At 44.5% G+C, this 14116-nt stretch carries 13 protein-coding genes; 6 read left to right on the top strand and 7 right to left on the bottom strand.

The genetic code is table 11. From position 1 onward, the window contains the following. Positions 1-41 precede the first annotated feature (41 nt). The 7 genes from atpA to AB4209_RS16015 all read right to left on the bottom strand — a co-directional run bounded on the left by atpA (position 42) and on the right by AB4209_RS16015 (position 5740). On the bottom strand, positions 42-1583 hold the full coding sequence (gene atpA, locus AB4209_RS16045; protein ID WP_017060841.1) for a F0F1 ATP synthase subunit alpha: 1542 nt from the start codon (positions 1581-1583) through the stop codon (positions 42-44). Between the two features lie 9 nt (positions 1584-1592). After that, positions 1593-2144 (bottom strand): F0F1 ATP synthase subunit delta, encoded by a 552-nt coding sequence (locus AB4209_RS16040; protein WP_017060840.1) that lies wholly within the window; start codon positions 2142-2144, stop codon positions 1593-1595. An 11-nt stretch (positions 2145-2155) separates the two neighbouring features. Continuing rightward, a complete protein-coding gene (locus AB4209_RS16035; RefSeq protein WP_017060839.1) occupies positions 2156-2626 on the bottom strand; it encodes a F0F1 ATP synthase subunit B in 471 nt (156 codons plus the stop codon). Between the two features lie 54 nt (positions 2627-2680). After that, positions 2681-2917, bottom strand: coding sequence for a F0F1 ATP synthase subunit C (atpE, locus tag AB4209_RS16030; RefSeq protein WP_004730405.1), 237 nt, complete (start codon positions 2915-2917; stop codon positions 2681-2683). 47 nt (positions 2918-2964) lie between these two features. Then, positions 2965-3735 carry a F0F1 ATP synthase subunit A gene (gene atpB, locus AB4209_RS16025; protein ID WP_017060838.1) on the bottom strand — a complete coding sequence of 257 codons (771 nt, stop codon included), beginning with the start codon at positions 3733-3735 and terminating at the stop codon, positions 2965-2967. A 1-nt stretch (position 3736) separates the two neighbouring features. Beyond that, a complete protein-coding gene (locus AB4209_RS16020; protein WP_017060837.1) occupies positions 3737-4138 on the bottom strand; it encodes a hypothetical protein in 402 nt (133 codons plus the stop codon). A gap of 717 nt (positions 4139-4855) precedes the next feature. Then, on the bottom strand, positions 4856-5740 hold the full coding sequence (locus AB4209_RS16015) for a LysR family transcriptional regulator (RefSeq protein ID WP_017060836.1): 885 nt from the start codon (positions 5738-5740) through the stop codon (positions 4856-4858). A 157-nt stretch (positions 5741-5897) separates the two neighbouring features. Between AB4209_RS16015 and AB4209_RS16010 the strand changes: the two genes are divergently transcribed. The 6 genes from AB4209_RS16010 to AB4209_RS15985 all read left to right on the top strand — a co-directional run bounded on the left by AB4209_RS16010 (position 5898) and on the right by AB4209_RS15985 (position 13793). Beyond that, complete coding sequence (locus AB4209_RS16010; protein WP_017060835.1) at positions 5898-6296, top strand: RidA family protein; 399 nt, start codon at positions 5898-5900, stop codon at positions 6294-6296. A 187-nt stretch (positions 6297-6483) separates the two neighbouring features. Continuing rightward, entirely contained in the window at positions 6484-7944 is a 1461-nt protein-coding gene (locus tag AB4209_RS16005; RefSeq protein WP_102393758.1) for an aldehyde dehydrogenase family protein, read from the top strand. A gap of 206 nt (positions 7945-8150) precedes the next feature. Next, entirely contained in the window at positions 8151-9146 is a 996-nt protein-coding gene (locus tag AB4209_RS16000) for a membrane dipeptidase (RefSeq protein WP_017060833.1), read from the top strand. Between the two features lie 230 nt (positions 9147-9376). Then, a complete protein-coding gene (locus AB4209_RS15995; RefSeq protein WP_017066850.1) occupies positions 9377-10984 on the top strand; it encodes a BCCT family transporter in 1608 nt (535 codons plus the stop codon). Between the two features lie 263 nt (positions 10985-11247). After that, entirely contained in the window at positions 11248-13059 is a 1812-nt protein-coding gene (locus AB4209_RS15990) for a hypothetical protein (RefSeq protein ID WP_102393759.1), read from the top strand. After that, positions 13056-13793 carry a DUF3726 domain-containing protein gene (locus AB4209_RS15985; RefSeq protein ID WP_017064722.1) on the top strand — a complete coding sequence of 246 codons (738 nt, stop codon included), beginning with the start codon at positions 13056-13058 and terminating at the stop codon, positions 13791-13793. Before AB4209_RS15990 ends, AB4209_RS15985 begins: the two co-directional genes overlap by 4 nt. Positions 13794-14116 lie beyond the last annotated feature (323 nt).

Genomic DNA, 14116 nt, shown 5'->3' with positions numbered 1-14116 from the left:
GCTCCTATTTGTTTTGATTTCCAGCTAACAAACCGGAGCACTTACCAAGCTTTCATCCCAACAAAACCTTCTAGGATCTCTTTAAGAGCACCGTCGATTTCGTCATTGTAATCGCCTGTCGCGTTGATTTTTTCGAACAACGCAGGGTTCTGACCTTTGGCATAAGCAATCAGCTCTTCTTCAAAACGGGCAATGTTGTTTAGCTCAACACCGACCAAGTAGCCTTTCTCTGCTGCGTAGATAACCGTTGCTTGCTCAGCGACTGACATTGGAGAGTATTGTTTTTGCTTCATTAATTCGGTAACACGCTCACCATGGTCTAGCTGTTTGCGCGTCATCTCATCTAAGTCAGAAGAGAACTGAGCAAAGGCCGCCAGCTCGCGATATTGAGCTAATGAAGTACGGATACCACCAGACAGTTTCTTGATGATCTTGCATTGCGCCGCACCACCCACACGAGATACCGAGATACCTGGGTCTACTGCAGGACGTAAGCCTGAGTTAAACAGTTGGGTTTGAAGGAAAACCTGACCATCAGTGATTGAGATTACGTTGGTTGGTACAAACGCTGATACATCACCCGCCTGAGTTTCAATAATAGGAAGCGCCGTTAATGAGCCTGTTTGGCCTTTCACTTCACCGTTAGTGAACTTCTCTACATACTCTGCATTCACTCGTGCTGCACGTTCTAGTAGGCGTGAGTGAAGGTAGAATACGTCGCCAGGGAAGGCTTCACGACCCGGTGGGCGTTTCAATAGCAATGAGATTTGACGGTAAGCAACGGCTTGTTTTGATAGGTCATCATAGATGATCAGCGCATCTTCACCGCGGTCACGGAAGTATTCACCCATGGTGCAACCCGCATAAGGGGCTAGGTATTGAAGCGCTGCAGACTCTGATGCTGACGCCACAACGACGATGGTGTTTTTAAGCGCATCGTGGTCTTCGAGTTTACGAACCACGTTAGCGATAGTGGAGGCTTTTTGGCCAATCGCCACATACACACATTTGATGCCAGAATCTTTCTGATTGATGATCGCATCGATAGCTAACGCTGTTTTACCCGTCTGACGGTCACCGATGATAAGTTCACGTTGACCACGGCCGATCGGCACCATGGTATCAACCGCTTTATAACCAGTTTGAATAGGTTGATCAACAGACTTACGTTCGATTACACCGGGCGCAATCACTTCTACAGGGTCGAGTCGGTCACAACTTACTGGGCCTTTGCCATCGATTGGCTCGCCTAATGTGTTCACAACACGGCCAAGAAGACCGTTACCGACGGGGACTTCCAAGATACGACCTGTACCTTTCACTTTCATACCTTCAGATAGGTCAGTGTAGGGGCCCATAACCACCGCACCTACTGAGTGCGTATCGAGGTTAAGTGCGAGTGCGTATTTGCCACCTGGTAGCTCAATCATCTCGCCTTGCATAACATCAGCAAGGCCATTGATTGTGATGATGCCATCACGAACCGATACGATAGTGCCTTCATTGCGAGCCTCGGTGCTCACATTAAATTTCGAGATGCGTTCTTTGATTAGATCGCTGATTTCATTTGAATTTAATTGCATAATTGTTACCTATCTCGCGTGAAGTTGATGAGCCAATCGGTCAATTGATGTGTTTAAAGAACCATCGATAACGGTTTCACCCGCCTTGATGACCATTCCACCTACTAACGTGTCATCAATAACCTGCTTCATTTCAACCTGACGCTCTAATTTCTTCTCAAGTGCAGCTGTTAGTGACGTAACTTGATCTTGTGTCAGCATTTCTGAACTGGTGACAGTGACAGGCACTACACGTTCATGTTCGTCCTTTAGCTCGCAGTACAATTCAAACAGGTCTCTTACAACAGAAAGGCGGCCGTTCTCGGCCAAGACTCGAATAAGATTAATGACGTGGTCATCAACGAGTCCTTGGCAAATATGAATGATGAGGTTTGCCAGCTCTTCTGTTTGGTGTGTAGAAGCACCTTCTGCTGAAGAAATCTGACTAGCGATCGTTTCTTCTTCCGCGACAGCCACAAGAATGGACAGCATTGAGTGCCACTCTTGTAACTGGTTTTCACCTAAAGCAAATTCAAACGATGCTTTGGCGTAGGGATGAGCAATATTGGTGTAATCTGACATATTGCCTCTCCTTAGAGTTCGCTAATCATTTGGTCAACTAGCGCTCGGTTCGTTGCGGAATCTAGGTTTTTGCTAATCAGTTTCTGTGCACTTTGAATTACTGCGTCTGCCATATCTGCCTGAAGTTCACGGCGTATCTTTTGGCGTTCGCCTTCTAGCTCAGCTCTACCTTGTTCTAAGATGCGTGCCTTTTCTTGCTCGGCTTCTTGTTGCGCTAAGCTGATGATTTCATTGCGGCGTTTTCGGCCCTGTTCAACCAGTTCAGTCACATCTTTTCTTGCATCTTCGATGAGTTGCGCGCCATTTGATTTTGCTAGTTCTAGCTCTTTCGCAGCGTTCTCTGAGTGGCGTAAACCATCAGCGATTTCTTTTTGGCGCTCGTCTAACATCGCGGTGAGAGGGGGCCATACATATTTCATGCAGAGCCAAACAAAAATCACGAATGAGATTGCTTGTCCAAACATGCTTGCATTTAAGTTCATACCTTCCTCACTAAATCTTGATTATGTATAAATCGATCTTTCAAAGCGGTTTGATTAAGCCACGGCGAAGATGATGTATAGACCGATACCAACACCGATCATCGGTACTGCATCCACAAGACCCATCATGATGAAGAATTGAGTACGAAGCATTGGAGTAAGGTCTGGTTGACGCGCAACACCTTCAAGGTATTTACCTGCTAAGTTACCAATACCAGATGCTGCACCTGCTGCACCTAAACCGATCAGTAATGCACCTGCTACATATAAAACTGCGCTTACGATATCCATTTGTATCTCCGATAAATAATTTTTTAGTTAAATTTTTTAGTTATTAATTAGTGGTGTTCTTCTGTTGCCATACCTAAATAAACAACGGTCAGTACCATAAATATAAATGCTTGCAAGAATACGATTAATATGTGGAATAGTGCCCAAGGAACACTCAGTGCCCATTGCATCCACCATGGCATTAATGCGATCAGAATAAATATCATCTCACCTGCATACATGTTTCCAAATAATCGTAAGCCTAGTGATATAGGTTTTGAAATTAATGTTATTAATTCAAGAACTAAGTTAACAGGGTATAAAAGAGGGTTATCAAATGGCTGCGTAGTAAGCTCTTTGATAAAGCCTTTCAATCCTTTATTTTTAAATGTATAAGTCAACAGTAAGATAAATACACCGAGTGCCATCGACATTGGAATATTTACGTCCGCCGTTGGTAGATCTCTAAAGTGTTCTAGACCCATTGCACGACTTAATGCTGGTATGAAATCTATTGGTAATAAATCGACCGCGTTCATTAACAACACCCAAACAAAAGTGGTTAATGCCAGTGGCCCTATTAATTTATCCTCCGCTTGAAAAATCTCTTTTACTAGGTTGTTTACAAAATCAAATATCAGTTCGATAAAACATTGAAATCGACCTGGAACACCGCTGGTGCCCTTAGTCACTACGTATCGAAAAGCTCCAATAAACAGTAAACCCGTAATCCAAGATACCAACATCGAGTCGATGTTGAACGCCCAGAAACCATCACCTGTAGTTAAGAAGGTTAAGTGATGCTCTATGTATTCGTGAGCGGTAGTTACTTGATCCATACTACACGTACTCCGATCTTGTAGAGGCAGTAATAAATGGTGTTAAGAAGTACCCAACCATAGTGAGAATATATGCGTACAATATTACTGGGTTATCCAATTTGAAAAACTGGAACGCCAAGATAAACATTAAGAACGTATAAGTTATTTTCACGACACGACTCATTTGCATTAAGTCACGTAAACTATAATTAGGATTCTTGCGCACCTTTAGGCTTGCATATATAAAACCAAACAGCGGAGGTAGCATCGCAATTCCGATACCCAAAGCCGACGATTCCATATCTACTTTATTACCAAAAAACACTTCATATAAAACTACACCGACGGCTAATACTACTTGGCAGAGAACAACTCTTTTAGCAGCAACAAGAATGTCACCACTTATCCCATTAAGCCTCATAATAAAACCTTATATTTAACAGTGTAAGCTCATATAAAACACAGTTTGAATATGTCTTGCTACTCGCATTTACTTGTTAATAAAACTTTGCTTGTTAACAAAGAGATAATCTTGCTGGTCTTATATCTCCTGACGAAATAGAACGATATAAACTAGTTCGCTCTCGTTTCGACAAAATATAAACTACGCCTAAAATTATGTGATCAAAACGACAAATATTGATATCAATAATTCCATTTTTGAAATGAATGTTTTTCATTTATGAAAGTAATAGTTCTATCACTTTATTCATGAATATTTAAGATGCTTTATCCTTGTGAAAAAGAGGGTCTTTTTAGAAGGGAGTAGCGAGCTAAATTTTCAAATTATGATCTTATCAATTAAGACTATTCAAACACTTAGGTTTATTTACAAGCTGAGTTGTGAAGTGTGATTTTGGTAGGGGTTAAGCTTGTTTGAGGCAATGATGGAAGATCTGGTTTTTCTGGTAAATTAAACGTACGTCGCTTCTTATCAATAAGCGAATATTTTTTATATTGTCGTCAGCTTGTCACTATTTGCGTGCGCGAGAGTGAAAATTCAGCGCCTAAATGTTGATGATATAGGAGTGAAATGGGGGACTGGGTGTGCGAGAAGCATGGTGCGGAGAAGAAACACCGAGTTTTGAGGAAGTAAATGGCAGCAGAGCGCTGCCTAATTTACTTAATCTAGGCTCTCTTATGACTCTTCATAACTGAGGTATTGAATACATAAGTCATGGAAAGCCTGTGCTTGTGGCGAGATCGTACGATCAGACAGTCTGAAAATGCCGATTTGTCGTTGCAAGGGTGGGTCAATTAGCGGAATCCACACCAAGCGGGTTTCATTGGTTGGGAAAGCCAGCTTAGGTAGCGTGGTCACGCCTATCCCGAGCTCTAACACCGAAAAAAGCGAGGTAATGTTCTCGACAGAGTACAGGGCTTGTTCGCTGAGCATGCGCGCAGGTGTTGGGTCCAGTAGGGTGCAAGTCCCGTTACGAATGAAGGGCTGCTTTAACAAGGTTTGCCATTCGATTCCTTCCCGTTGAGAGGCGATAGGGTTATCTTTGAGGCACACCACACCGATAGGATCAGAAAGCAAAGGCGTGAAGTCGATGCTCTCTTCTTCTAAATGGGAGCTATTACCGAGGGCAACATCCACCTCGCCAGAGAGTAATCTTGCTTCTACCCCTGCCGCATTATCATCAATCAAACTCACTTCTACATTCGGGTACTGCTCACAAAATGCCCCTAAAACACTAGGGATGAGTTTTGCGGCCACCGAAGGCACGCTCGCTATTCGAACTCTTCCTTGTTGTCCTGCTGCCGCTGCGCGTAAGTCATTGTCTAATGCTTTGTAAACGTTCAGAAATTGAATGATCTTGGGCAAACATATTTCTCCAAAAGGCGTCAGTGTCGATTTGTTGCCTGTTTCAAACAGAGGTTGGCCGAGTATTTTTTCCAACTCTTTTATCGAAGTCGAAAGTGCCGCTTGCGATCGATTTGCACGGTGAGATGCCGCTCTAAATCCACCTTCTTCGACCACCAAAACGAAATGTTTTAACTGTTGTAGCTTAATACTCATGACTCCGATCCTTCTCTAGCCCTTGCTATACCTTACTTTTTGCAAGGTGATAGATTTTATTTATCAAATGCACAAAATTTACCGTTAGATTTATCAGGCGTCAAGGTGCAGTATTTAACCATCTTGAAACATAGTTGTTACAAAGTTGGATGAAATCGTGAACGCACAAACTAAAAAACACCCAGTAAAAACCTCTCTTTTTGCTTCAAAAGCACCACTAGAGTGGGCAATCGTTAATAACGGCACTCTATACACTGCGCAGATTCCAATCGATGAAACGGGCGCAGTAGTAGAAGGCGGTATTGAAGCGCAAACGCGTCAGACTTTTAACAACCTTGTTCATACCTTGGAGTGTGCAGGCGAATCTATGGATTCTGTGCTGCAGGTTCTGATTTACGTGACTGACCGTGAATACCTGAAAACGGTAAACAGCGTATACGGAGAATACTTCAACGCACCTTATCCAAATCGTGCAGCAGTCGTTGTTGCAGGGCTAGCTAGAGAAGAGATGTTGGTTGAGTTCGTGGTTTATGCATCGGCGTCTCAACCTGAATAAATGGACTGTGAACTTAGGCAATTTGCCAATCAAAGCTGTTTGTCTACGCAGATCTTTACTGATACAAGCGAATAGTTTTACGTTTAGATACAAAATCAATACTTATTCTCTATATAAATTAACAATTTATTAATTAATCCGATGGTTGCCAGACTCAACCGCAACCTAACGTTACAAGGACAGAATGATGACTCACTTACAGAATGTTCAAGCAGAAAACGCACTTTACATTGGCGGCGAATGGCAAGCGGGTGTAAGCACCGTAGCGAACATTAACCCATCAGATATTTCTGAAAATATTGGCAACTTTGCACAAGCAAGTGCTGAACAAGTTCAACAAGCGATTTCAGCGGCGAAACACGCTCAACCAGAGTGGGAAAAAACGCCGATTGAACGCAAGCAAACGGTGCTTCAAGCGATTGGTGATGAGCTGATTGCCCGTTGTGATGAGCTGGGCACTTTGCTATCTCGTGAAGAAGGTAAGCCTTTTGCTGAAGGTCGCGGTGAGATTTACCGTGCAGGTCAGTTCTTCCAATACTTTGCGGCTGAAGTGCTTCGCCAAATTGGTGACAACGCAGATTCTGTACGCCCGGGTGTTTCTGTTGAAGTGACTCGCGAAGCGGTGGGCGTTATCGGCATTATCTCTCCTTGGAACTTCCCGACAGCAACAGCAGCTTGGAAAATTGCTCCAGCATTGGCTTTCGGTAACAGTGTTATCTGGAAACCAGCAAACCTAACACCAGCAAGTGCGGTTGCGCTTACTGAGATCATCCATCGCCAAGGTATCCCTGCAGGTACGTTTAACCTTGTATTGGGTAGCGGTTCAACGGTAGGTGATGCACTGATCAACTCTAAAGAAGTGAACGGTGTGAGCTTTACCGGTTCTGTTGACACGGGTCGTAAAGTGGCAGCGGCTACCGCACCAAACTTCGTTCGTTGCCAACTGGAAATGGGCAGTAAGAACGCGCTGGTTATCGCTGATGATGCAGATATCCAAACCGCAGTTGAAGCAACTATTGCCGGCTCTTTCTCTGGTGCAGGTCAAAAATGTACAGCGTCTTCTCGTCTTGTTGTTATGGATAGTATCCACGACCAGTACGTTGAAGCACTGATTAAACGTATGAGCGAGCTGAAAGTGGGTCACGCATTAGAGGAAGGCGTTTTCATGGGCCCAGTTGTTGACGGAAACCAGCTTGAAGCAAACCTAGGTTGGGTTGAGAAAGCGCGTCAAAGCGGCGGTGAACTGGCATTCGGTGGCGAACGCTTGAGCATGCAACACGAAGGTTTCTACATGTCTCCAACGCTGTTCTTGAACACTAAGAACGATTGGGAAGTGAACCAAGAAGAAGTGTTCGCACCAATGGCAAGTGTGATTCGTGTCGCTGACCTAGAAGAAGCGATTGCGACAACCAACGACACTCGCTTCGGTCTAACAGGCGGCATCATTACTCAGAGCCTACGTACTAGCGCAATGTTCAAGCAACAAGCGCAGACCGGTTGTGTGATGGTCAACCTACCAACAGCAGGCACGGATTACCACGTACCGTTTGGTGGTCGTAAAGAGTCTAGCTTCGGTCCTCGTGAGCAAGGTCAATACGCGAAAGAGTTCTACACAGTGGTTAAGACGGCTTACCAACGTCCTTACTAATCCACTTTCTAAATAAGAATTGGATAGCTGAATTAACTTCCTAGCTATCCAGCTATCGAATTGGCCTGATTCACAGAGTCAGGCCAACATTCAAACCAAAGCAGCAAACGAACTTAGACAAGTGATTTAACCCATTTTTGAAAACATGTTATTTGAGCGTGTTTTCAAAACCGAGCTAGAACACTGAGCTTTCAATAGGAGTGGTTATGTACCAGCAACGGATTGTTATAGATGGATTGCAATACTGCAATTGGAACAGAGAATATTTCCAAACACTAAAGGCGAGCGGCATTACAGCAGTTCACGCTACCGCGGTTTACCACGAGACGGCTCGTGAAACCTTATCTCGCTTTGCAGAATGGAATTTAAGATTCGAGCAGAACGCAGACCTTATCATGCCGATTCACTCAATGGCTGATGTCGAGACTGCAAAAGCGACTGGCAAAGTCGGCATTTTCCTTGGTGCTCAAAACTGTTCTCCAATCGACGATGAGATCGGTCTTATCGAAGTGATGCGTAAGCAAGGTCTTTTGATCATGCAACTGACGTACAACAACCAGAGCTTATTGGCGACGGGTTGCTACGAGAAGAACGACACAGGTATTACTCGCTTTGGTAAACAAGCCATCGAAGAGATGAACCGAGTGGGCATGATCATAGATATGTCTCACAGTGCAGAGCGCTCAACACTTGAAGCTATCGACTTGTCTTCTCGTCCTATTTGTATCAGCCATGCGAACCCGACGTTTGCTCATGATGCACTACGAAATAAATCAAACGATGTAATTAAAGCTCTAACCGCACGCGGCGGCTTAATCGGATTCAGCTTGTACCCATTCCACCTACCAAACGGCAGCCAATGTACCTTGGAAGATTTCTGCCAGATGGTAGCGACTACGGCTGACATGGTCGGCGTAGAGCACCTCGGTATTGGCAGTGACCTATGCTTAAACCAACCTCAAGCCGTTCTTGAATGGATGAGAAATGGTCGTTGGTCTAAAGCAATGGACTACGGCGAAGGCTCTGCGAACAACTCAGGTTGGCCAGATGCGTTGCCTTGGTTCTGTGGTAGTGCGGGTATGGAAAACATATATAACGGATTGATGCGTCATGGTTTCAGCGAGTCTGAAGCTGGGCAAGTCTTGGGAGAAAACTGGTTTAACTTCTTGAAAGATGGCCTAGAGCCTCAAACCAAGGGTTAACGGTTTCTCGCGAGCCATCATCGAATTAGCAGCCTTCTAACAAACGTTCAATAAGCAAGTGCTGCTTAAACCAATTTCACTATTCAAAAGGAACAACGGTCTATTTCGCAACGCGGTAACCCAAACATGGATTAGCCTGCCCAACACAAAAAACAATAGGGCAGGTGTTAAATACACCCTTGTAGTCATCATTCAAATGACAGCTGCAAAGAAACCTCTGGAGTCAGAGTATGTCTGATTTAACCAATAGCGTGAAATCTTCAAGCTTAAATGCGGGTCAAGCACACACAACAATTAATGCAAAAAGCAACACAAACGAGTCTGAGTCTACGTCAGACAAATTAGGCCTATCCAACCCAGCACTTTGGTACAGCGGCGGTTTTATCGCTCTGTTCGTGGCACTTGCTCTATTTGATGGCGAGCTGTTATCAAGCCTAGTAAATACGGGCTTTGCATGGTCTGTAAAAGTATTCGGTCCTTACTGGCAAATGCTTCTTCTTCTGACTTTTCTTATTGGTCTTGGCCTGGCGGCAGGGCGAACAGGCAAGGTTATCCTAGGCGGCATCGCTAAACCTGAAATGGACGGCTTCCGTTGGATGGCGATCATCTTCTGTACGCTACTGGCAGGTGGCGGTGTATTTTGGGCAGCAGCAGAGCCTATCGCTCACTACGTTAGCCCACCACCATTGTACGGCGCACAAGAAAACGCACAGCAAGGCGCGGTGAATGCTTTATCGCAATCCTTCATGCACTGGGGTTTTCTAGCATGGGCCATTGTCGGTAGCTTAACGTCTATTGTGGTGATGCACCTTCACTACGACAAAGGCTTACCGCTTAAACCTCGTATTTTGCTTTACCCAGTTTTAGGCGAGCGAGCATTGAAAGGTCACACCGGCGCATTGATTGATGCATGTTGTATTGTCGCAGTAGCGGCGGGCACCATTGGTCCTATCGGCTTTTTAGGCTTGCAAGTGAGCTACGCACTGAACGCACTGTTTGATATTCCTGATGGCTTCACGACGCAGCTTATCATCATCCTGTTCGCTATCGTTCTATACACATTGTCGGCATTAAGTGGTCTTAACCGCGGAATGCAAATGCTAAGCCGTTACAACGTAATTTTAGCAATGTCATTGATGGTCTACATTCTGATCTTCGGCCCAACAAACTTCATTTTCAATGGCTACATCCAAGGTGTAGGCAGCATGATAGACAACTTCATCCCAATGGCAACATACCGTGGTGACGAAGGTTGGTTGAGCTGGTGGACAGTATTCTTCTGGGGTTGGTTCTTAGGTTACGGCCCAATGATGGCAATCTTCATCGCACGTATTTCACGCGGTCGTAGTATTCGCCAATTGGTATCAACCATCAGTCTTATTGCACCGTTCGTAACATGTTTCTGGTTCACCATTGTTGGCGGTTCTGGCCTTGCGTTTGAAATTGCAGACCCAGGCAGCGTAAGTAAAGCGTTCGAAGGCTTTAATTTACCTGGCGCGCTACTGGCAGTAACTCAGCAACTACCAATGCCAATGCTTATCTCTATTCTGTTCTTGATCTTGACGACGATCTTCATCGTAACGACAGGTGACTCAATGACTTACACCATCAGTGTGGTAGTCAGCGGTGAGACAGAGCCTAACGCAATTATTCGTACTTTCTGGGGTGTGATGATGGGGGTAACAGCATTGATTCTGATTTCCCTAGGTTCCGGCGGTATTTCAGCGCTGCAATCATTCATAGTTATCACAGCGGTACCGGTGTCCTTAATCTTGCTGCCATCACTTTGGAATGCGCCTCAAATCGCAATCAAGATGGCGAAAGATCAAGGCTTATAAAACATCAATGCCGGTATAAAGAAGAAAATGTAGAGATAAAGCTCTCTAAAAACTGAAGATAAACAAGGTGTGAGCCTTTGAAAGAAGGCTGATACAAGATTCCGGAAGGAAGATAAAAACCGTACTGGTGAAGATACACCGGGCGGCACGTATTTAGGTCAATCGATCTAGTCAGGACAAATAATAAGTGGCGAGTTCGCTTGCCTCGATAATATCAATAACGATTAAAAACGTGAAAGCTAACCAACATACTGTCGCTATATATGCTTCAAAAGACAGCAACGATCGGTTCTGAATGGCTAGCAAAATCCTATAACTATAAGGTGGTGAGCAAAATGGATGCACATCGTTCTACCTACACTGAATCAGCACTACGTGACGCAACGGTCGTCATGGCACCGGAAAGACTGGGTGCTATGCACCAAACACGCATCAGCTTCGTAAGAACTCTGATTCGTAAAATGGCGCAACAGCAATGGAAAGTGACTAAGCATGAGTGGCAACTAGACGCTCGAGGTTTTGGTCATGTTATCTATAAGCTAGAGACGCCAAATCATGTTTATCATTTGGTTGTTTTCTGCGATGAGATTGCAGACGACGAACGAAATGACCGTGTAATTGCTGAAAAGTGGGACGTAACGTTTGCTCTGGTTCTTGGTGATGTTGATGTCACCCTACTTGAGAGACTTCGTGCGAATGTACCGCTACAAGAAGCAGGCCGTAACCCTAACAATGTGCTTGTTTTAGCGCGTGCCAACAAAAGTGTACGAGTGTTTGAACATATTGTTAGTCACTTGGCTAAAGGTGTTCAACCAACGCCAAAAGAGCTAGCGGAAGTTGGCTACATCTTACGAACCACAGCGGTTTATGGTAATGGTAAGTTTGGTATTGCTGACTTTAAAATCTTGGAAAAGAATCCAGATTTTAATCAATCGTTCAGTGCTCAAATGTGTGCTGTTTATATGCTGCGTGAGTTCAGCCTAGATTGGGTTCATTACCTAGCGGAGCAACAAGGCGGTGAACAAGCGATTACCTTGCACAGAGGCTTACAACGCTACCTAGGTGTGGGTAATGCCACAGGTTTAGGTATGGCGCCATATCTGATTAACCACCCAAGTATTGTCGATCAATGGATGACAACCCGTGAGCATGCATTAGCTGACGTGTTAGCTAATCACACGGATACGGCATTGATTGAGCCTCTACGTACATTAGTTAAAAAAGCGATTTGTCATTTAGAACAAGTTGTTACCATCAATGAAAATCAGCAAGAGTTGAACAAAACCGCTGTTGATGAGTTGAAACACGCAGAACAGTCACTAGAAGCTTCTGTAAACCATTGCGATACATGGGCGCAGTTAGTTGAACAATCTAAGCACATGAGTATGGAAGCCCAAGAAATCCTTATCTCATGCTTGATGGAATTGTACCCAGAATTAGTGGACGCCCATCAAGAGCAAATGAATTGTAGCGAAACACTCTCGCTTCCTAGTGGCAAAAAGATCCAAGACCTATTGGTTGTGTTAGAAGAAAAGTACCGTTGGGCGATCACGACTGACTTTACGAAAGCAGAAAATAACTACTGGTTCTGGTATCGCTCTCAGGACAAAGAAGAGCCAAGGCTCGGTGTTCGAGGCGAGGAACTCGGCGAAGAGCGCGAACTGCCGTTGGATATCGGCCGTCAAGCTTACCGTCTGTACCATGCTTTATTGCAATTCGCGCCAGAGCTTTCATTGGCTGAATTCCTTGTTAAACAACCGCAGCATCGTGCCATTGCGCGCCGTGTGTGGACGTTAGGTAACAAGGCGATGGGCGACATTCAAATGAACGTGCTGCACCAAGACTCGCCACCAATGCATTTGCTGCGTTGTAAGCTAGCGATGTTTGGAGCGACTAAGTTTGATCCTCGCTCAGACCGTTGGGTACGAGTGACGTTTTTCCAAGGTGCACCGTTGCTTGATGAAATTCATCAGGACGAATGGGTGTTCCCAATCTTACCAAGTGAAGCGGAGATCGCTGACTCAAATAAAGTTCCTACACATATCAACGCTCAACATGGAGGTAAATCGTTATGATCGTTTCTCACAATGAACTGGTAGCGGCCGTTAATAAAGCCTTTCTGGGTATGCGTCGTACATGTGGTGAAGCCGATGTGATAGCGAACATGGTGGCAGATTTACAAATGGTTGGCTTGGATGGTGTTCGTCATTTTAACAATGCGAGCAACTTTATGGGGCTAGAAGACGATTGCCCTGTAGACATCCAAGTGACAAGCGACAACACAGTTGAAGTGGACCTGCACAAGGCGAGCTTAGCGTGTCATCTTCCTGTGGTGATGGATTACGCCATTGAAAAAATGGTCGGTAAAAAGACGCTGAAAATCGAGCTAAACAACTGCCATAATCGTTGGTTAGCGTACAGTGAGCTTGTAAAACTGGCAGCGAAAGGCATCGCATGTACCGCACGTTGGGATAATGGCTCAAATCCTAAGAGCACCTTGTATGTGCTTAACCGTGGTTGCGTTGCACCAGAACTGTTTTTATCAGATTTGCCTCTGGCATCGGACGATCATATCCACAATATGACCATCGAGCTTTCCGTCCAGGATTTCGATATCGAACGTTTGTCAGATGGCTACCAAACACACATTGAATCGGAAGCGCTTTTTAAAACTCAAGAGAAGGCGTGGAACGAGGGCATTGAAGTTGACGATGGAGAGTGGGGCGCGTTGAAAGAAACGGCGACGGCTATCCTTGTTGAAAACAGCCAACGTTCAATTCAAGGTGCAGGTGAGCTCGAGGCTTCTTAGCTTTGTTTTATAGAGCTATAAGTTACAGAAGCTCAGTTTATAGATCTTTGGCTTATAGAAACTAAACCTATAAAGCCTGAGCTTGTTCAACCTAAAAACCTCATTTACAACAGATAAAACCAAAGAGCTTAACGTATCCTCACCTCGTTAAGCTCTTTTTATTTGTGTCCCACTTTTGTTCTTCTTCTCAATAGATCACATCTTAAACTCTCTGTTTTGACACAAGTTGTTACGCGTATAAAGCTAATTTGGCGATTTAATGAAGTACCTTCACATTCAGGTTCAACAAACGGTTTCATTTACAAGCTAGTATGCGTATCTTG

Source organism: Vibrio sp. 10N.286.48.C11 (genome assembly GCF_041469805.1).
Taxonomy (GTDB): domain Bacteria; phylum Pseudomonadota; class Gammaproteobacteria; order Enterobacterales; family Vibrionaceae; genus Vibrio; species Vibrio crassostreae_C.
This window is presented reverse-complemented; position numbering and strand designations above follow the sequence as displayed.